The 20,510-nt window shown below is 44.6% G+C and carries 17 protein-coding genes; 16 read left to right on the forward strand and 1 reads right to left on the reverse strand.

Annotated elements, in window-relative coordinates; translation table 11 throughout:
* The first annotated feature begins 107 nt into the window (after positions 1–107).
* The 8 genes from dxs to M3191_RS10435 all read left to right on the forward strand — a co-directional run bounded on the left by dxs (position 108) and on the right by M3191_RS10435 (position 9,520).
* A complete protein-coding gene (gene dxs / locus M3191_RS10400) occupies positions 108–2,009 on the forward strand; it encodes a 1-deoxy-D-xylulose-5-phosphate synthase (RefSeq protein ID WP_251700317.1) in 1,902 nt (633 codons plus the stop codon).
* Positions 2,006–2,827 (forward strand): TlyA family RNA methyltransferase, encoded by an 822-nt coding sequence (locus tag M3191_RS10405; protein ID WP_251700318.1) that lies wholly within the window; start codon positions 2,006–2,008, stop codon positions 2,825–2,827. Before dxs ends, M3191_RS10405 begins: the two co-directional genes overlap by 4 nt.
* Before the next feature lie 43 nt (positions 2,828–2,870).
* Entirely contained in the window at positions 2,871–3,320 is a 450-nt protein-coding gene (ahrC, locus tag M3191_RS10410; protein ID WP_251694445.1) for a transcriptional regulator AhrC/ArgR, read from the forward strand.
* A 38-nt stretch (positions 3,321–3,358) separates the two neighbouring features.
* Positions 3,359–5,059, forward strand: coding sequence for a DNA repair protein RecN (recN, locus tag M3191_RS10415; protein WP_251700319.1), 1,701 nt, complete (start codon positions 3,359–3,361; stop codon positions 5,057–5,059).
* 100 nt (positions 5,060–5,159) lie between these two features.
* Positions 5,160–6,131, forward strand: coding sequence for a SpoIVB peptidase S55 domain-containing protein (locus tag M3191_RS10420; protein WP_251700320.1), 972 nt, complete (start codon positions 5,160–5,162; stop codon positions 6,129–6,131).
* Positions 6,132–6,342: 211 nt separating this feature from the next.
* Positions 6,343–7,131, forward strand: a complete 789-nt coding sequence (gene spo0A / locus M3191_RS10425) for a sporulation transcription factor Spo0A (RefSeq protein ID WP_251700321.1) — start codon at positions 6,343–6,345, stop codon at positions 7,129–7,131.
* Positions 7,132–7,257: 126 nt separating this feature from the next.
* Positions 7,258–8,823 (forward strand): DUF342 domain-containing protein, encoded by a 1,566-nt coding sequence (locus M3191_RS10430; protein ID WP_251700322.1) that lies wholly within the window; start codon positions 7,258–7,260, stop codon positions 8,821–8,823.
* On the forward strand, positions 8,798–9,520 hold the full coding sequence (locus M3191_RS10435) for a glycerophosphodiester phosphodiesterase (protein ID WP_251700323.1): 723 nt from the start codon (positions 8,798–8,800) through the stop codon (positions 9,518–9,520). The genes M3191_RS10430 and M3191_RS10435 overlap by 26 nt, the downstream gene beginning before the upstream one ends.
* A gap of 88 nt (positions 9,521–9,608) precedes the next feature.
* On the opposite strand, the gene M3191_RS10440 is transcribed toward M3191_RS10435, so the two are convergent.
* Positions 9,609–9,839, reverse strand: coding sequence for a DUF2627 domain-containing protein (locus M3191_RS10440; RefSeq protein WP_251624491.1), 231 nt, complete (start codon positions 9,837–9,839; stop codon positions 9,609–9,611).
* A gap of 126 nt (positions 9,840–9,965) precedes the next feature.
* Between M3191_RS10440 and M3191_RS10445 the strand changes: the two genes are divergently transcribed.
* The 8 genes from M3191_RS10445 (at position 9,966) to M3191_RS10480 (ending at position 20,032) form a co-directional block, all read left to right on the forward strand.
* Positions 9,966–11,999: a sigma 54-interacting transcriptional regulator gene (locus tag M3191_RS10445; RefSeq protein ID WP_251700324.1), complete on the forward strand. Its 2,034-nt coding sequence runs from the start codon at positions 9,966–9,968 to the stop codon at positions 11,997–11,999.
* Between the two features lie 14 nt (positions 12,000–12,013).
* Entirely contained in the window at positions 12,014–12,922 is a 909-nt protein-coding gene (gene yqiS, locus M3191_RS10450) for a phosphate butyryltransferase (protein WP_251700325.1), read from the forward strand.
* A 30-nt stretch (positions 12,923–12,952) separates the two neighbouring features.
* Positions 12,953–14,050, forward strand: coding sequence for a Leu/Phe/Val dehydrogenase (locus M3191_RS10455; RefSeq protein WP_251700326.1), 1,098 nt, complete (start codon positions 12,953–12,955; stop codon positions 14,048–14,050).
* Between the two features lie 44 nt (positions 14,051–14,094).
* Positions 14,095–15,177 carry a butyrate kinase gene (buk, locus tag M3191_RS10460; RefSeq protein WP_251700327.1) on the forward strand — a complete coding sequence of 361 codons (1,083 nt, stop codon included), beginning with the start codon at positions 14,095–14,097 and terminating at the stop codon, positions 15,175–15,177.
* Positions 15,178–15,206: 29 nt separating this feature from the next.
* Positions 15,207–16,634: a dihydrolipoyl dehydrogenase gene (lpdA, locus tag M3191_RS10465; protein ID WP_251700328.1), complete on the forward strand. Its 1,428-nt coding sequence runs from the start codon at positions 15,207–15,209 to the stop codon at positions 16,632–16,634.
* Between the two features lie 75 nt (positions 16,635–16,709).
* The gene (locus tag M3191_RS10470) at positions 16,710–17,717 is read left to right on the forward strand and encodes a thiamine pyrophosphate-dependent dehydrogenase E1 component subunit alpha (protein ID WP_251694457.1); all 1,008 of its coding nucleotides are present in this window, start codon (positions 16,710–16,712) and stop codon (positions 17,715–17,717) included.
* Positions 17,717–18,700, forward strand: a complete 984-nt coding sequence (locus M3191_RS10475) for an alpha-ketoacid dehydrogenase subunit beta (RefSeq protein WP_251624484.1) — start codon at positions 17,717–17,719, stop codon at positions 18,698–18,700. The genes M3191_RS10470 and M3191_RS10475 overlap by 1 nt, the downstream gene beginning before the upstream one ends.
* Positions 18,701–18,721: 21 nt before the next feature.
* Positions 18,722–20,032, forward strand: a complete 1,311-nt coding sequence (locus M3191_RS10480; RefSeq protein ID WP_251700329.1) for a dihydrolipoamide acetyltransferase family protein — start codon at positions 18,722–18,724, stop codon at positions 20,030–20,032.
* Positions 20,033–20,510: the final 478 nt, after the last annotated feature.

A 20,510-nucleotide genomic window follows, 5' to 3' on the forward strand; every position in this document is an offset into this window, starting at 1 on the left:
CGTTGTCCGGATTATGGTCCAATAGTTCCTATTGTAGAGCCTTCTTGTTATAATGAAAACATTACTTGGACTTACGTGGCAATAATTTATGAAGGTGTGTGATAGTAGTGGATCTCGCTAAAATTACAAATCCGTCGTTTCTGAAGCAACTTGATAAAGAAAAAATGACGGAATTGGCAGAAGAAATCCGGAAATTTCTAATTGAAAACCTGTCTGTGACAGGCGGTCATATCGGTCCGAACTTAGGTGTTGTTGAATTGACGATTGTCTTGCATAAGCTATTCAACAGCCCAAAAGATAAATTCATCTGGGATGTCGGGCATCAAGCATATGTGCATAAAATCCTGACGGGTCGAGCTAATCAATTTGGCACGCTCCGCCAATATAAAGGTCTGAGCGGCTTCCCGAAAATGTCTGAAAGCGAACACGATGTATGGGAAACAGGGCATAGCTCCACATCCCTTTCCGCTGCCATGGGAATGGCTGCTGCCAGAGATATGCAAGGCGGCTCGAACCATGTTATTCCAATCATCGGCGATGGTGCATTGACGGGCGGCATGGCTTTGGAGGCATTGAACCATATCGGCCACTTGAAGACAAATATGATTGTCATCTTAAATGACAACGAAATGTCAATCGCGCCTAACGTCGGAGCGCTTCATGATATCCTTGGCAAGTTAAGGACTGCCGGGAAATACAATAGCGTGAAAGATGAATTAGAATATATTTTGAAAAAGATCCCTGCAGTCGGCGGAAAAGTGGCTGCTGCTGCTGAACGAGTGAAGGATAGTTTGAAGTATCTGCTTGTTTCCGGTGTGTTTTTCGAAGAGCTTGGATTTACGTATCTGGGACCTATCGATGGACACGACTTCAATGATCTAGAACGTAATCTTCAGTATGCCAAGAAGGTTGAAGGTCCTGTCCTGCTTCACGTTATTACGAAAAAAGGAAAAGGATACACACCTGCCGAAAATGATAAAATTGGAACTTGGCATGGAACCGGCCCCTATAAGATAGAAACAGGCGATTTCGTGAAATCAAATACGACTGCACCGTCATGGAGCGGGCTAGTGGCTGAAACCGTCAGAACAATTGCCAGGGAAGATAAACGGATAGCAACCATTACTCCGGCTATGCCCGTAGGATCCAAACTGGAGTCCTTCGCGGCTGAATTTCCGGACCGGTTTTTTGATGTGGGAATTGCTGAACAGCATGCCGCAACGATGGCAGCAGGTCTGGCAACCCAAGGGATGAAACCGTTTTTGGCCATATACTCGACGTTCCTGCAACGGGCATATGATCAAATGCTTCATGATATTACTAGACAGAAGTTGAACGTCTTTATCGGCATAGATCGTGCAGGACTCGTTGGTGCGGATGGAGAAACTCACCATGGTGTGTATGATATTTCATTTTTACGACATATGCCGAATCTCGTAATTATGATGCCGAAAGATGAAAATGAAGGGCAACATATGGTAAAGACGGCTTTGGAGTATGATGACGGTCCTATTGCGATGAGATATCCAAGAGGGAACGGTCTGGGAGTCGTAATGGACAAGAAATTGAAAACGATTCCTATTGGTACATGGGAAATACTGCGCGAAGGTGCGGACGTATCGATTTTGACATTTGGGACAACCATTCCAATGGCATTGGAAGCAGCGGAGTTACTTGCGAAAAAAGGCATTCATGTAAAAGTCGTCAACGCAAGATTCATCAAACCGATGGATATTGCAATGCTCGATCAACTATTCAGTACTGGTAAACCGATTGTCACTGTGGAAGAAGCGGCATTGGCAGGCGGGTTCGGAAGTGCTGTCATGGAGTACGCACATGATGTCTCTGCATCTGTTTCCATTAGCCGTATTGGCATTCCGGATGAATTTATTGAACACGGCAGTGTCGATAAGTTGTTTGAAGAAATCGATTTGACGGTAGAGAATGTTGTAAGGACGACGGAACTGGCTGTCAAAGGAACGACCCATGCAGAAAGGGAAATCGTATGACGAACGGTCAACCAAAAGAGCGAGTCGATGTACTCCTTGTTCAAAGAGGGTTAGTTGAAACGAGGGAGCAAGCGAAGCGTTCCATAATGGCAGGAATCGTGTTTTCCGCAGAAACGAGATTAGAAAAGCCCGGTGAGAAAATCAAGATAGACGCCCCGTTGTCGGTAAAAGGATCCGCATTGAAATATGTGAGCCGAGGCGGCTTAAAGCTTGAAAAGGCTCTCGAAGTTTTCGATATATCCGTACAAAATAAGATTGTTTTGGACATCGGTTCTTCTACGGGCGGTTTTACGGATTGCGCTTTGCAAAATGGGGCAAAACATTGCTATGCGCTTGATGTAGGGACAAACCAGCTTGCTTGGAAAATCCGGAGTGATGAGCGGGTTACCGTCATGGAGAAGACCAACTTCAGACATTCGATTCCCGAACACTTCACGAAAGGGACGCCTCAAGTCGCCACAATTGATGTCTCGTTCATATCACTTACATTGATACTGCCTCCACTGAAGCGGATAATTGCCGATGGTGGAGACATTGTGGCGCTCGTAAAACCTCAGTTCGAGGCGGGGAAAGACAAAGTAGGAAAAAAAGGGATTGTGAAGGAGAAGGCCGTCCATTTAGAAGTCTTACAAAAGATTGCGGCTTCCTCCACCATGAACGGATTTTCTTTACGCGGTATTTCCTTTTCCCCGGTTACTGGCGGGGAAGGAAATATCGAGTTCCTTTTCCACCTGCAATCGGAGGAAGACCCGGTCAATCCTTATGATGAATCAGCTTTTAGTGCGTTGATCACTGAAGCTTATGTAGCATTGACCTGATTTCAAATAGAAAGGTGTGAAGTTGAGCATGGGAGGTATTGTATTGAATAAAGGACAACGCCATCTGCGTATCCGGGATATTATTACAAATGAGGAAGTTGAAACACAGGATCAACTTGTTGATAAATTGAAAAACGCCGGAGTGGACGTGACACAAGCGACGGTTTCCCGTGACATTAAAGAATTGCATCTCATCAAAGTCCCATTGCCCGATGGCCGTTATAAATATAGCCTGCCGCCTGTCCATAGATTCAATACCGAAGAAAAGCTGCGTCGAATGCTTACTGATGCATTTATAGGTATTGATAGTGCAAGCCATTTCATTATTCTGAAGACGTTGCCTGGAAATGCGCATGCAGTTGGTTCCCTTATTGATAACTTAGGATGGGATGAAATGCTTGGAACCATTTGCGGAGATGATACGTGCATGATCATTTGCAGGGATGAGTCCCTAACAGTTGAAGTGAAAGAAAGGCTGTTAGCGCTCATTTAAGCTGAATGTTCGATTCTCTGAAGGAGGTGCGTATTTGAATGTTAGGTGAGATTTCCATTCATAATTTTGCGATAATAGAGCATCTCGAAGTGACTTTTGAAGAAGGCTTGACCGTTCTGACCGGCGAAACAGGCGCCGGTAAGTCCATAATCATTGATGCCGTTCAGCTCCTTGCCGGTGCAAGGGGCTCGCAGGAATTCATTCGTCACGGAGCGAAAAAGGCTGAACTGGAAGGGATGTTCACAATCGATGATGCGAATCACCCTGTCTTTGGAAAACTAGCTGAATTCGGCATTGATTGCGAGGATGGCATAATCATTCTCAGACGTGATCTGAACGCCAGCGGTAAAACGACTTGCCGGATCAATGGCAAACTAGTGACGATTGCCAGCTTGAGAGAAATCGGTTCGCAATTGATCGATATTCACGGCCAGCACGATAATCAAGAATTGATGCATGAAAAGCGGCATATTAATCTGCTCGATCAATTTGCTGGAGTGGGTCTGGCTGAAGCACATCGCAATTATATAGAAATATATAATCAATATACAAAATTGAAGCGTAGGCTAGAAACCGCTAGTGAAAATGAACAGCAAGTGGCACAGCGGATTGATCTCTATTCTTTTCAATTGAAAGAAATCGACAGTGCAGAGCTGATCATCGGTGAAGAGGAAGAGCTTGAAGAGGAAAAAATGAAACTCCAACACTTCAATAGGATCTTTGAACGTCTAAATACCGCATATGAGTCAATCAGCGGTGACAATCATGCATTGGATTGGGTGGGATCTGCAATGAGTGATTTGGAAGATGCCGCTTCTGTCAACAAAGAACTGGAATCCCACTCCGAGATCGTTTCATCAAGTTTTTACTCTTTGCAAGATACTGCACATGAATTAAAGAGCATTATTGACAGAATGGAGTACGATCCAACACGATTGCCTATTGTCGAAGATCGGCTGGCAATGCTCGTAACACTAAAGCGCAAGTATGGTGCCACGATTGAGGATATTCTCATTTATCGGGAAAAGATTGCAGATGATCTAGATCAATTGCTCAATCGGGATGAACGTCTTGGTCAAGAACAGGAAAAACTCATCCAACTTGAAAAAGATCTAGAAGTGGAAGCGAATGAACTATCTATTATCCGACAAGAAGCAGCTCTCCGTCTGCAAGATGCAATTATGATGCAACTGAAAGAGCTACATATGGAAAAATCCACCTTCAATGTATCGATTACACGAAAAGCATCCGGCAGTTTTGACAGTAATGGCTTTGATGAAGTTATTTTCCTCATTTCAACAAATCTGGGAGAACCGTTGAAACCTTTAGTTAAAATTGCATCCGGTGGCGAATTATCGAGGATCATGTTGGCATTGAAAACAATTTTTTCCAAGCATCAAGGAATAACTTCAATTATCTTCGATGAAGTCGATACAGGGGTAAGTGGACGGGTCGCTCAAGCAATTGCAGATAAAATTGCGATGGTCGCCACCCATTCACAAGTGCTTTGCATATCTCATCTCCCGCAAGTCGCTGCCATGGCTGACCACCACTTGCTCATTAGGAAAGAAGTGAAGGCGAACCGCACGACGACAGCGGTTGCTGAAATTACTGATTTGGAGAGAACGAAGGAATTATCAAGGATGCTGTCAGGTGCAGAAATAACTACACTGACGTTGCAGCATGCTGATGAATTACTGTCAATTGCTGACGAAAGGAAAACAACTTTCCGTATTTAAACGCATACAACAAGTATGCGTTTTTTTACATGATTTAACCTTTCATAAGTTCCATCTGAACGGACATACCAATAGTATCTTTCAGCTGAGGAGGTGAACCATGGGATGGAGTAAACGACTGATGTTATCCGTTTCGTTTGCCACGCTTTTGAATTTCCTGCCGATCCAACATGATGTTTCCGCTTCATCCGATGACAAAGTCATTCCGATGGGCCATTCAATTGGTATTCAAATGGATTTATCGGGCATTTTCGTCACAAATGATGTACTGGTCAATAACGAGCAATGGCTAAAGGCTGGCGATTCCATAATCCGACTTAACGGAACGGACATCGTTAGTCTCGGCGACTTTGAACACATCATGATGAAAGTGAAAAAAGAAAAAATTCACATGAATATCAGTCGAAAAGGTGCATCAGTTGAGGTGTTGGCGGAAAAGGATGCTGTAAAACGCCTCCTGCCTTTCCTTAAAGACCGGACGGAAGGTACCGGGACACTGACATATGTTGATCCGCAAACAGGCACATATGGAGCCCTCGGCCATCAAATCGTTGACAGCTCCTTGAAATCACCACCACCTTTTAAACATGGCGCAATATACCTTTCCGAAATTGAACAGATAAAGAAAAGTACGCCAGGCTCTCCAGGATATAAAATCTCCTCCATCGTAGAAGACGAAGAATATTTGGGAACAATTAGATCTAATGGGATTTATGGAATTTTCGGGGCGTGGAACGATGCTTATAAGAAAGTGTTGGCTGAACCTCTAGAAGTTATGCAGCCCGCGGAATTACAAGCAGGGGCGGCGGAAATTTTTACTACAGTAAAAGGGACCGAAGTCGAAAAGTTCTCCATCCAAATTACTGACATTGAGGAAGAGCAGTTCCATTTCATTTTAACCGATGCAAAATTGCTGGAAGCCACAGGTGGGATCTTACAAGGCATGAGTGGTAGTCCCGTCATTCAGAACGGCAAGTTTGTCGGCGCTGTCACTCATATGTTTGTCGATGAACCGCAAAAAGGTGCAGGTTTATTTTTAGTCACAATGCGTGACGGTGAGAAAAGAAAATGAGGAAAAACCGATCCGAAATTTGGGTCGGTCTTTTTAAATGAATTTAGTCGAATAATGACGAAACCATAATCCTTAAGTTTCATTTTTCGGAAAACAGAAGGATTGTTCGATTGTTTGTCGAAATTTTCCTTTACAGCAATTCGATTTCATGCGAATAATAGAATCATGGAGAATAATGGCAGGGATGAAAAACGAGTAGGGGGAAAATGGGATGGGGAAAGTAAGGATTGCAATTGCGGACGATAATAAAGAATTGGTGAACACGATGCAAGCATATTTTGAGCAGCATCCGGAATTGGAAATCATTTGGACAGCACATAACGGTAAAGTATGTCTTTCCATGCTGCAGGAAAACAAGCCTGATCTGCTGCTTTTGGATATCATAATGCCGCATTTGGATGGGATTGCGGTATTGGATACGATAAAGAAGGATGCTGCATTATCCGATATGCATATTATTATGTTGACTGCATTCGGGCAAGAGGACGTCATGGCGCAGGCAGGCAGCTTAGGCGCTTCCTATTTTATGTTGAAACCATTCGAATTTGACAGATTGGTTTCACAGATTTTCCAAATCTCAGGAACGGCAAAACCTTCAAGACCTATCGTTCAAAAGCAGGTGGAAGCTGATACAACGATGAACCAACGTGCTCTTGATACTACGATTACATCGATCATAAAAGAAATCGGAGTCCCTGCTCACATTAAAGGGTATGCATTTTTAAGAGAAGCGATTCAAATGGTCTACACTGATGTCGACCTGCTTGGATCCGTAACCAAAATCCTTTATCCCGACATTGCAGAGAAGTACAAAACAACCCCTTCACGTGTGGAAAGGGCAATTAGGCATGCGATTGAAGTTGCTTGGAACCGGGGGAATTACGATGTCATTTCAAAAACATTCGGCTATACAGTCCATCACTTGAAGAGCAAGCCTACAAACAGTGAGTTCATCGCGATGATTGCAGATAAAATCCGTCTGGAGCATATAGCAAGCTAACTGGCATCATAAAATAGCTACTTTATCAAACACCGTAAATTTGCGGTGTTTTTTATCTGTCTATTGTAGAAATATTGTTTAAACTTTATAATGAAACAAGGATAGATGAGAAAACGGGGTGTCGAATTGCTAGTTCAAAATGACTTTTTTGATTTATACGTGAAAGAGGAAGATGTAGTAATCGACTTGAAAAAGACCGGTTATCCTTTAAAATCGTTTGACATGATGACCAACCAAAATCCAAGGATTAAAATTGCATCCTTTCCAGCCTTAAGAAAAGCTCTGACGGAAATTGGGAATGGACATAAGGTCGGCTACTATTTACCTTTAATTGAAGTGATTGTTCAGCCGGATCATATGAAAGCAGAAGTTGTTATCAATATGACAATATCGGAATTTCAATCGGAGAAACACCGACTGCTTCCCCTCATTGGAAAATCACTGCAAGACTGCGGCGTCGTCTTTGGGGTAATTGACTTGGCGGTAGATGATTTGTATCCGGGGATCGCTATTGAAGCTGCAGTTGGACGGGAACCCGAGAAAGGCGAGGACGCCAAAATTACATATATAGAAAAACCGGAGAAAAAGCCTGTAATCCGCGAAGACGGTTTGGCAGATTACTATGAAATGAATTTTGTCACACATGTAGAAGAAGGCGATTGGTTAGGCGATAAAATTCCACCCACGGACGGGAAACCAGGAAAGGATATTTTCGGAAACATTGTCGCTGCAATGCGGGGAAGCGATGTTAATCTTCGTTATGACCGGAAATCTGTAGTGGAAGTGGAAGAGCAGAAGAAATTTGTACTTCGTGCATTATTCGGAGGTGCGCTTGAATTCGTCGATGACATTGTGAGCGTTGGAAAACACTTGATCATTAACGGGGATGTAGGTCCTGAAACGGGTTCCATTACATTTGACGGGGCGATTACAGTTTACGGAACAGTCATGTCAGGCTATTCTGTAAATGCAACTGGAGATATTTCAATCGAGGGCAACGAAGGTATAACAAATGCCAAGGAAATATGTTCATCCGAAGGGGATATTTATATTAAGGGCGGAGTATTTGGTGGAGACAATTCCCTTATAGAAGCAAGTGGTGATATATACATAAAGCACGCAAACAATTGCAGGCTATTTGCAAAAAATATCTATGTAGGGTCCTATATATTAGGCTCCGAAGTAGTAGGCGATACGGTAATGGTCGATAAAGAAAGAGGGAGAATCATCGGCGGCCGTATTGAAGCACTTTTCAGGATTGAATGTGCATTCGCCGGCAATGTCCATGAGAGGACGACCCATTTATATGCAAAAGGAATCGATAAAGATTTAATCTACCTGGAAATACAACAAATGGTTCTAGAATTGAAGGAAATACAAAAAAATACGTTGCATCTTGAAACGCAATTATCTTTGTTTGATAACGGACTATCAAATCAATTGCATGGAGAGCAGGCTGATGCATATGATAAGTTGCATAAGACGCTCCAAGCCGGAAGGGATAAGATGTTTGAACTCGACCGGGAAATCCAGGTCGGACTTTACAAAATTAAAACTGCAAAGCCTCCTCAAATTGAAGTTTCAAAAGAAGCATATCCTGGCGTCATTATTCAAATAGGATCAAAGACCAGTTTGCTGAATAATACAACGAAAGGTGTCTTCGAAGTTGTCGACAAAATACTTAATGTCTAACCCGATGGTCTTCGCGCACAGGGGTGCTTCAGGTGTCTGTTTTGAAAATACAATGCAGGCATTCAAGGAAGCTGCAAGGCTGCATGCTGACGGGATTGAATTGGATGTTCAATTAACGGCCGATGGAGTGCCAGTCATTGTTCACGATATGGATCTTTACAGAATTTCCGGAATCCGGAAGCTCGTTTCAGATCTCCATTTTAGTGAATTGCAACATATAAACATCGGAAATAAATTCTTCAGGATTTTTAAAGGCCATCGCATACCAACATTGCAGGAAGTCGTTTCATTCTGCGAACTGAAACGGCTGGCCTTGAATATCGAGTTGAAAGAGACAGTTTCCGAGAGGCCGGAGCTGTTGCGTAACATCATCGATATAGCCATGCTGTCAGATAGTGTCCATTTGTCTTCATTCGATCCGGAAATACTCCGAAAAGCAAAAGCGCTGGAGCCATCTATTGAAACGGCATTGCTTGTAAAGAGAACAACGACTGATTGGAACTGCCTTGAAAATTATGATTTCGTAGATGGCTTCAACTTCCATAAACGCTTGTTGAAAGAACCGTATATAGGCGCAATGGTCGCCAGCGGAAAAAAGATGAGGGTCTATGGAGTTACCGGTAAAGAGGCAATTACTTTCCAACCACCTCCATATATCGATGGCTGGATAACAGATTTCCCAGAAAGGTTCAAATAGACTTATGGCCCCGAGTCTATGGCGTCCGGAGTCAAGACGAATAAAGGACATCGGCGAATTCGTCGATGTCCTTTGTAGATTCATTGATTTATTTGAAACGATCTTGAACCCTTCCTTTTCGTCTATCACGTCGTAGCAGGAAACCCGCAAAGAAGGCAAGACCTGCACCGAACATGAGGAAGCCCACCGTGAATTGAAGCCAGATGAAAGGAAATGGAGCAAATTGGATTCCGAAAAGTGAATCACGCATGAGCTTAATACCGCCTGCTGTGATAAGAATAGGAATCAGAAGTACGATGAATGCCGCCATACGAGCCATAATATCAATCTCCTTACCAAATATAATTTTACCTGCTCAACATTTATTGTCAAGAACAGAGCAATCGTGTATTATGAATATAGATTTGCAAAAGATTGCATGGTGCTAAAAGGAGAATGAATATCCTTGCAAAATGTACTCATTGTTGGAGCGGGCTCCGGGGGCACGAAAATACTGAACCTGCTCTTGAACTCGAATTTCATGAATGTATCAGCAATTGTCGATATTGATGAACAGGCACCGGGGCTTGTAATCGCAAATAAACTAGGAATCCCGTATGGCTCCGATTGGAAGCTTTTCATGACTGAAGAAGTCCATATTGTTTTTGATGTAACGGGAGAAAAAGCAGTTTTTGATGAATTGATGAAGAGCATTCCAATGCATACGTTAGTAATTCCCGGATCTATCGCGAATCTGCTCGTAGGCCTATTGAATGAAAACGATCAATACATCCGTAAACTACAAACGGAGATGGATAGGCAGCGTCTCATCTTTAATTCAATTGATGAAGGCATGATCGGTATTAATCACGACGGTGTAATTGATTTTATTAATGAAAGCGCTTGCAAAATGTTGGAAGTTTCTGATTTCGATGCACTCGGCAAATCGATCGGTGACATTATTCCGGAAAGTAAATTGGTTAGGGTGCTTACATCCGGCCGCTCTGAAGTGAATGAAGAGTTGATTCTGCGCAATGGATTGAAAATTGTAAGTTCCCGTTATCCACTCATTTCCACTGAGGAAGAGACATTTGGCGCATTTGCAATTTTCAAAGATGTGTCTGAAGTTGTCAAGCTCGCAGAGGAAATAACAGATTTGAAATCAATAAAAACGATGCTCGAAGCAATCATTCAATCTAGTGACGACGCAATTTCGGTTGTTGACGAGAAAGGGAATGGCATCCTTGTCAATCCGGCGTACACTCGGATCACAGGCTTATCTGAAGACGAAGTGATCGGGAAACCGGCATCTGTCGACATCAATGAAGGCGAAAGCATCCATATGAAGGTATTGCAAACAAAAAAACCAGTCAGAGGCGTAAATATGCGGATTGGGGAAGATAATCGGGATGTTATTGTAAACGTGGCCCCTATTATTGTCGATCAGGAAGTAAAGGGAAGCATTGGTGTCATCCACGACATCACCGAAATGCGCAGCCTAATGAAAGAACTTGATTGGGCAAGACAAACAATCCGGAAATTGGAGTCGACTTGCACATTCGACGATATCCATGGCAGCTCCTCTGAGATCAATCTTGCTATCGATCAGGCAAAGGTTGCCTCGAAATCGGATATTCCCGTCTTATTACGAGGGGAAGCAGGCTCGGGGAAAGAGCTGTTCGCAAACGCTATTCATAGCGGCAGTGAGCGGAAGTCAAGCAAGTTCATCCGTTTAAACTGCGCGGCAATTGATCCTTTTGTAATTGAGAAAGAAATCTTCGGAAATAACGCAGCTCATGACACAGGCGCTGCATTCAGGGCGGGGTTGTTGGAGGAAGCAGGAAAAGGGACTCTATTCTTGGACGAAGTGACGAATCTACCATTAGCCGTCCAATCAAGACTCCTAGATTATCTGCAACTGTCAATGTCCAATCGAAGAAGCAATGCATCCACAGAGACTGCGCGGATCATTGTGGCTTCTACAAAAAACCTTGAAAAGGCAATTCATGAAGGTGCGTTTAATATGGATTTTTATTACATGCTCAATCGGTTGTCGATTCAAATACCGTCATTACGAACGAGGAAATCGGATATTCCGGAAGTCGCACTTCAACTTTTGAAGAAACTGAATCAAGAGTTTGGCATGAATGTAGAAAGCATTTCAGAGGAAGCTATGCAAAGGCTGCAAAAATATGAATGGCCTGGCAATGTGCGTGAACTTGAAAACGTCTTAAGCCGGGCAATGATTTTTATGAAGCATGGATATGCCGTCATCAGGGAAGAAGATATTAGAAGGTCTCTTTCCACGAATGAGGTTAAAGCGGGAGACGTTGCCCTTCCCGAAATCAGTACACTGGCCACAGTGATGGATGACTACGAACGAACTGTGCTTGAAAAGGCTTTGGCCGAACATGACGGGAACAAATCGTTGACAGCAAACCGTCTTGGCATTTCATTGCGCTCCTTATATTATAAATTGGAGAAATACAAACTCATCTGAAGGAGGCTGCTCATATGTCGACACTGGATGCTTTGGTCGAAAAAACAGCTTCTTCTGGTACTCGGGTCGTATCCGTTGCATGCGCCGCCGATCCGGCAGTGTTAGAAGCAGTGGAAATGTCAGTCATGAAAGGAATTGCATCTTTTCTTCTATTTGATGATGAAGATAGATTGCGTTTGGCCATTAAAGATCGTTATCCGGAACTTGATGGACATCCCTATATCACACTCATCCATACGGACAGCGACGAAGAAGCGGCGGAAAAATCCGTACGTGCCGTATCCGGCGGGGATGCCCAGGTGCTGATGAAAGGCAATTTACCGACTGCACTCATTCTGAAAGCTGTATTGAACGGAGAATATGGGTTGCGGACCGGGAAAGTCCTCTCCCATGTAGCGGCGTTTGAAGTGGATGGCTATAATAGGTTGCTTTTCGTCACGGATGCCGGAATGAACATTGCACCCACCTTGGAAGAGAAAGCGCAAATCATCCGGAACGCGGTTGCCGCCGCCAGAGCATGTGGCGTGAAATTGCCGATTGTCGCCCCTCTTGCAGCAATCGAAACAATCAATCCGGCAATGACTCCCACAACTGATGCGGCGTCGCTCGTCGTCATGAATCAAAGAGGTCAAATTAAGGATTGTATCATCGATGGGCCCCTTGCTTTGGATAATGCAGTTTCTATTGAATCTGCCAAGCATAAGGGAATAACGAGCGAAACTGCGGGTCTGGCGGACATTCTCGTAGTGCCTTCGATCGAGGCGGGAAATATCTTATACAAATCACTTATGTATTTCGCCAAAGCGAAAGTCGGCGGCATCATACAAGGTGCCAGAGCTCCGATCGTATTAACATCCAGATCTGATAGCGCAGAGAGCAAGCTTTACTCGTTGGCATTAGCCATTCAGGCATCTAAAAACTAAAAACGGATATTCCGGAGGAGGAAATGCATCATGGAAATTTTTAACTATATGGAAGATCACGATTACGAACAATTGGTTATTTGCCAAGACAAAACTTCAGGATTGAAAGCGATTATCGCAATTCACGATACAACTCTCGGACCTGCTCTAGGCGGTACTCGCATGTGGACATACGCGAGTGAAGAAGAAGCAATCGAGGACGCTCTTCGTCTAGCAAAAGGAATGACGTATAAAAATGCAGCTGCGGGACTCGATTTAGGTGGCGGAAAGACGGTCATCATCGGAAACCCGAAAACGGATAAAAACCCGGAGATGTTCCGCGCATTCGGCCGCTTCATCGAAGGATTGAACGGAAGATATATTACAGCAGAAGACGTAGGTACAACAGAAGAGGATATGGATTTGATCCATTTGGAGACGGATTATGTTACTGGCGTTTCCGCTGAGTTCGGTTCTTCAGGCAACCCTTCACCTGTCACGGCGTTCGGTGTCTATAAGGGGATGAAGGCCGCAGCGAAAGAAGCATTCGGAAGTGATTCCCTTGAAGGCAAGACAGTAGCTGTCCAAGGTGTTGGAAACGTCGCCTACACATTATGCGAATACTTGCATGAAGAAGGCGCAAAGCTGATTGTCACTGATATTAATAAGGAAGCTGTTCAACGTGCTGTTGATGCTTTTGGCGCAACTGCCGTCGAGACCGACGAAATTTATTCGCAAGAAGCGGATATTTTCGCTCCATGTGCATTGGGGGCCATTATCAACGACGAAACGATTCCACAGTTAAAAGTGAAAGTCATTGCTGGTTCAGCGAATAACCAATTGAAGAATCCGGAGCACGGCGATACAATCCATGAAATGGGAATCGTCTACGCACCTGACTACGTCATCAATTCCGGAGGCGTCATCAACGTGGCTGATGAGCTTGCAGGCTATAACCGGGAACGTGCATTGAAACGCGTCGCTGGCATTTACGATACGATTGAAAAGATTTTCGCGATTTCCAAGCGCGATAACATTCCATCGTACGTTGCAGCGGATCGACTTGCTGAGGAACGTATTGCCCGTGTTGCCAAATCACGTGGACAGTTCCTGCAAAATGAAAAAAGTGTTCTTACACGAAAAAAATAAGACAAATCATTCCCTAACAGGTGCACCCCGAGAGGAGGATGACCGTGCGAAAAAAGAGTTACCGGATTCTCGTCATCAACCCCGGATCCACATCAACGAAAATCGGTGTGTACGAAAACGATCAAATCATTTTTGAAGACACATTGAGGCATCAGGCGGAAAAGCTTTCACACTTCGATTCGGTCATCGATCAATATAATTTTCGAAAAGAGGCCATCCACTCTTCTATGGAAGTTGGCGGCATCCGCATGACGGAAATTGATGCTGTATGTGGAAGAGGGGGATTACTCCGACCGATTTCAGGCGGTACATATTACGTCAATGAAGAAATGCTCAACGATTTGAGAAAAGGCTTTTCCGGTCAACACGCTTCAAATCTTGGCGGCATCCTTGCCAATGAGATTGCTTCTGAAGCAAATATCCCTGCATTCATCGTCGACCCGGTAGTTGTCGACGAGATGCAGCCGATTGCCCGCATTTCGGGATTCGCACCGATCAGCAGAAAATCCATTTTTCATGCACTCAACCAGAAAGCGGTTGCCAGAAGATATGCGAAGCAGATCGGCAAGAATTATGACGAGCTCCGATTGATCGTCACTCACATGGGAGGCGGCATAACAGTCGGGGCACACTGTTACGGTAAAGTTATAGACGTCAACAACGGCTTGCACGGTGATGGGCCATTCAGTCCTGAACGGTCTGGTACAGTACCTATCGGCGAACTGGTAGATTTGTGCTATTCGGGAACTTATTTCAGAAAAGAGATCATGGCAAAATTAGTCGGACAGGGCGGTCTTGTCGGATATTTAGGTACGAACGATGCTGTGACTGTCGAAAAAAGAATAGAAGCTGGCGACTCAAATGCGGCATTGGTCTATGAAGCAATGGCTTATCAAGTCGCAAAAGAAATCGGCAGCGCGGCAACAGTGCTCGAAGGCAAAGTCGATGCCATCCTATTGACCGGTGGCCTCGCGTACGGCAAGGAGTATGTTGAAATGATCAAAAGCCGGGTCGGCTGGATATCCGAAGTAGTAACCTATCCAGGTGAAGACGAGTTGCAAGCCCTTGCTGAGGGTGCTCTACGAGTCCTGAATGGTGATGAGCAAGCAAAAATCTATCCTGCTTGATGGATAGCAAGAGGAGGCCATGAATATAGATGGCAAACGAATATGATGTGGTAATTTTAGGCGGAGGTACAGGCGGTTACGTAGCCGCAATACGCTCCGCACAATTAGGCCTGAAAACGGCACTAGTTGAGAAGGATGCACTTGGAGGCACTTGCCTGCATAAAGGATGCATCCCAAGCAAAGCCTTATTAAAAAGTGCTTCCGTGTATCAAATGACGAAAAATGAAGCTGCCCACTTCGGTGTCGAAACGAATGGTGCATCATTGAATTTTGCGCGCGTCCAGGCAAGGAAGGATGAAATCGTCCAACAATTGCATAAAGGTGTCATCGGGTTAATGAAAAAAGGAAAGATTGATGTATATGAAGGGCACGGCCGCATGTTGGGACCTTCGATTTTTTCCCCGATGCCAGGAACGATTTCCGTTGAAATGAACAACGGGGAAGAAAATGAAATGCTCATCCTGAAAAACCTCATTATTGCAACCGGCTCGAGACCCCGCACTTTGCCAGGGTTGGAAATCGATGAACAACAGATCCTCTCTTCAGATGGGGCCCTCCAGATGACGGAACTACCGAAATCGATCCTTATTGTCGGTGGAGGAGTCATCGGAATCGAATGGGCTTCGATGTTGAATGATTTTGGCGTAGATGTCACTGTAATTGAATATGCGGACCGGATCATTCCTACAGAAGACGATGACATTTCAAAGGAAATGAAGAAACTTCTGTCGAAAAAAGGGATCTCGTTCGTGACCGGTGCGAAAGTTGCTGCGGACAGTCTTTCGAAAACAGAGGAATCTGTTACGATATCCGCTGAAATAGCAGGTGAAATGAAAGAGTTCACTGCCGAGAAGATGCTTGTTTCAGTAGGACGCCAAGCGAACGTTGAAGGGATTGGCATTGAAAATACGGAAATTCAAATTGAAAATGGTTTTATAAAGACAAAGCCGACATTCCAGACGAAGGAAAGCCATATCTATGCAATCGGCGATGTTATCGGCGGACTGCAGCTGGCTCATGTAGCTTCCCATGAAGGCATCGCAGCTGTTGAACATATCGCCGGTAATACAACGGAACTGATCAATTATAAGAACATTTCCCGGTGCATCTATTCAAGTCCAGAGGCGGCAAGTGTTGGTCTTACTGAAGCGCAGGCGAAAGAACAAGGCTTTGATGTCAAAGTTGGAAAGTTCCCGTTTGCTGCAATCGGCAAGGCGCTCGTCAATGGAAATTCTGATGGATTTGTAAAGATTATCGCCGACAAAAAATCAAATGATATTTTAGGTGTCCATATGATAGGCGAGCATGTAACAGATTTGATTTCCGAAGCAGGTTTAGCAATGGTGCTCGATGCGACTCCGTGGGAAGTGGCTTCGACCATCCATCCGCATCCTTCTTTATCTGAAGTGATCGGGGAAGCTTCCCTTGCTGTGGATGGAATTGCAATTCATATGTAATGAAAATATCGCCATCGGCTGTCCGTTTGAATTTGAACACCGATTTTATGCTTGGAAAAGAAGGGGGTTTCTAAAATGGCAAAAACGCGTCATGAAGAATTGGGATTGACGAATGAAGATGCATTGGAAATATATGAAACGATGGTCATGGCAAGACGGTTGGATGAACGTATGTGGCTATTGAATCGTGCAGGTAAAATTCCGTTTGTCATTTCATGTCAAGGGCAGGAGGCCGCTCAAGCAGGGGCTGCGTATGCACTCGACAAAGACAAGGATTGGATTGCACCTTATTACCGTGATATGGCAGTTGTCCTTCATTTTGGAATGACACCGAAGGAACTTATGCTTTCGGCTTTCGCAAAAGCGGAAGACCCGAACTCGGGCGGACGTCAGATGCCGGGTCACTTCGGGCAACGGAAGAATCGTATTTTGACGGGCTCATCACCGGTTACGACACAGCTTCCGCATGCAGTGGGCGTCGCGCTTGCTGCGAAAATGAAACAAGAGGATTTCATCACATTCGTCACATTAGGGGAAGGGTCGTCCAACCAAGGCGACTTCCATGAAGGGATGAACTTTGCAGGTGTCCATAAACTTCCGACAGTGATTATGGTCGAAAACAATAAATATGCAATTTCCGTTCCAGTTGAAAAACAGTTGGCTTGTGAGAACGTCTCTGATCGTGCCATTGGATATGGCATGCCTGGCGTGACTGTCGATGGTACAGATCCACTTGAAGTATACAGGGTAGTGAAGGAAGCGGCTGACCGTGCCCGTAATGGTGAAGGGCCGAGCCTCGTTGAAACAATCTGCTATCGTCTCACAGCGCACTCTTCAGATGATGATCATCGTTTGTATCGGGATTCAGAAGAGCTTGAAAACGAACGGAAGCATGATCCGATCCCTAAATTTGCAGCATACTTAAGGGATGCTGGCATCCTCGATGAAGCTTATGAAAAAGAAATGGAAGAACGTATCATGGCGATTGTCAATGAAGCGACCGACTATGCAGAAAAAGCACCATATGCAGAACCGGAATATGCGCTTCGCCATGTTTATAAAGAGGAAGGGGGGAACGAATAATGGCCGTCATTTCGTATATTGATGCAATTACACTTGCCATGAAAGAAGAAATGGAAAGAGACGAAAATGTATTCGTTCTTGGAGAAGACGTTGGAAGAAAGGGCGGCGTTTTTAAAGCGACAAACGGCCTTTACGATCAATTCGGTGAATACCGCGCGCTTGATACGCCTCTTGCAGAATCCGCTATTGCGGGTGTAGGAATCGGAGCCGCTATGTATGGAATGCGTCCGATAGCTGAAATGCAGTTCGCGGATTTCATTATGCCGGCTGTAAACCAAATCGTTTCCGAAGCGGCGAAAATTCGTTACCGTTCCAATAACGACTGGTCTTGTCCGATTGTCATCCGTGCGCCTTTCGGTGGCGGAATCCACGGAGCATTATACCATTCCCAATCAGTCGAATCGATGTTCGCCAGTACACCTGGCTTGAAAATCGTCATCCCTTCGACTCCTTATGACGCAAAAGGATTGTTAAAGGCGGCTATTAGAGACGATGATCCGGTCCTGTTCTTCGAGCATAAACGGGCATACCGTTTAATCAAAGGGGAAGTTCCTGAAGAAGAGTACGTACTGCCAATCGGAAAAGCGGATGTGAAGCGCGAAGGGGACGATATTACAATCATCACCTACGGCCTTTGTGTGCATTTCGCATTGCAAGCAGCGGAAAGACTGGCTGAAGATGGAATTTCTGCTCATATTCTTGATTTGCGGACAGTTTACCCGTTGGATAAAGAAGCCATCATTGAAGCGGCTTCCAAAACCGGAAAAGTGCTGCTCGTCACTGAAGACAATCTAGAAGGCAGCATAATGAGTGAAGTGTCAGCAATCATTGCAGAAAACTGCCTGTTTGATCTCGATGCCCCAATCAGGCGTCTTGCAGGTCCTGACATTCCAGCAATGCCTTATGCACCGACTATGGAGAAATTCTTCATGGTCAACCCGGATAAAGTTGAAAAGGCTGCACGAGAATTAGCAGAATTTTAATCGGAAAGGAGGCAAAAGGATATGACAATAGAAAATATTGAAATGCCGAAGCTTGGAGAAAGTGTTACAGAAGGAACAATTGAGAAGTGGTTAGTGAAGCCGGGAGATACTGTCAATAAATACGATCCGTTGGCTGAAGTGAACACGGACAAAGTGACTGCCGAAATCCCTTCCTCCTTCGCTGGAACAATTAAGGAAATTATCGTTCAAGAAGGCGAAACTGTAGAAGTCGGCGTCGTCGTTTGTACAATCGAGACAGAAGGGGGCGCAGAAACTACGGTGGAAGCGGTCCCTGCGAAAGAAGAGCCCGCGAATGAAATGCCTGCTGCCGGCTCCCAGAAACCAGCCGCGCCTATCAAACGTGAAGCAGGGGCATCTCGCTTTTCTCCTGCAGTCTTGAGGTTGGCACAAGAGAACAATATCGATCTTTCACTTGTCCAGGGTTCTGGGAAAGAAGGACGCATCACTCGTAAAGATATTCAACGAATTATCGATAGCGGTGAAATTCCAACCGCAGAAACTGCACCAATCGAACAGACTCCGAAAAACGTTGAACAGCAGGCTGCAGGTCCAGTACAAAGCGCGCATGCGAGCAAGCCGGTTGAGCCTGTCTCGATTCCGACCGCTGCAGGCGATATCGAAATTCCGATTACTGGAGTGCGACGTGCGATCGCGACAAATATGCTCCGATCCAAGCACGAAGCACCACATGCATGGACAATGATCGAAGTGGACGTAACGAACCTTGTCGAGTATCGTGACTCCCTGAAAAATGAGTTCAAGCAGAAAGAAGGCTTCAACCTGACATACTTTGCTTTCTTCGTGAAAGCAGTTTCCCAAGCCTTGAAGGAATTCCCAATGATGAATTCGATGTGGGCAGGAGACAAGATCATCCAGAAAAAAGATATAAACATATCTATCGCCGTTGCTACCGAGGATGCACTATACGTCCCGGTCATTAAGCATGCAGATGAAAAAACAATCAAAGGCATCGGCCGTGACATCAATGATCTCGCCTCAAAAGTGCGTTCGGGCAAATTGAAGTCCGATGAAATGCAAGGCGGGACATTCACCGTTAATAACACTGGTTCATTCGGTTCGATCCAATCAATGGGGATTATCAACTACCCGCAAGCAGCAATCCTGCAAGTTGAATCGATTGTCAAACGCCCTGTCGTTATGAACGGCAATATGATTGCCGTGCGCGATATGGTAAACCTCTGTCTATCACTCGATCACCGTGTGCTTGATGGGTTAGTGGCTGGTCGTTTCCTTGCACGAGTAAAGGAAATCCTTGAAAACATCACATCAGAGAATACATCTGTCTATTAAGAAGCAGTAGAAAGCTGTCCCTCCAGTAAAGGAGACCACTGAAAGAAACCTATTAAATAGGATTATGTTTAAGCTGTTGATTTCCGTTCCGAGCGGACGCTTTCCGTGGGGCGGGCGGTAAGCCTCCTCGGTCGCTTTGCTCCACTGCGGGGTCTCACCTGTCCCGCTAATCCCACAGGAGTCGCCGCTCTCCAATTCAATCAACGGAATTCACTCTAATATATATAGGTATTAAATAAAAATATAAAATCCAAGCCAAGCGATTCATTTCCTTTCATCGGGGAATGAATCGTTTTTTTATTATATAGTCAACTTATTTAATGGAAGAGTGTTCTTCCCGATTATCTTCCGAATAAACCCCTAAATCCGATCATCGTAGATGCTATGCATATATAATTTCGCTATAACCAAAAATCACTAAAAGAATTAGGTTGTTTTCTTAAAGTTTGTTTTTTAAATAGGTTGTTTTCGTATAGAT

Source organism: Sporosarcina luteola, assembly GCF_023715535.1.
GTDB lineage: Bacteria > Bacillota > Bacilli > Bacillales_A > Planococcaceae > Sporosarcina > Sporosarcina luteola_B.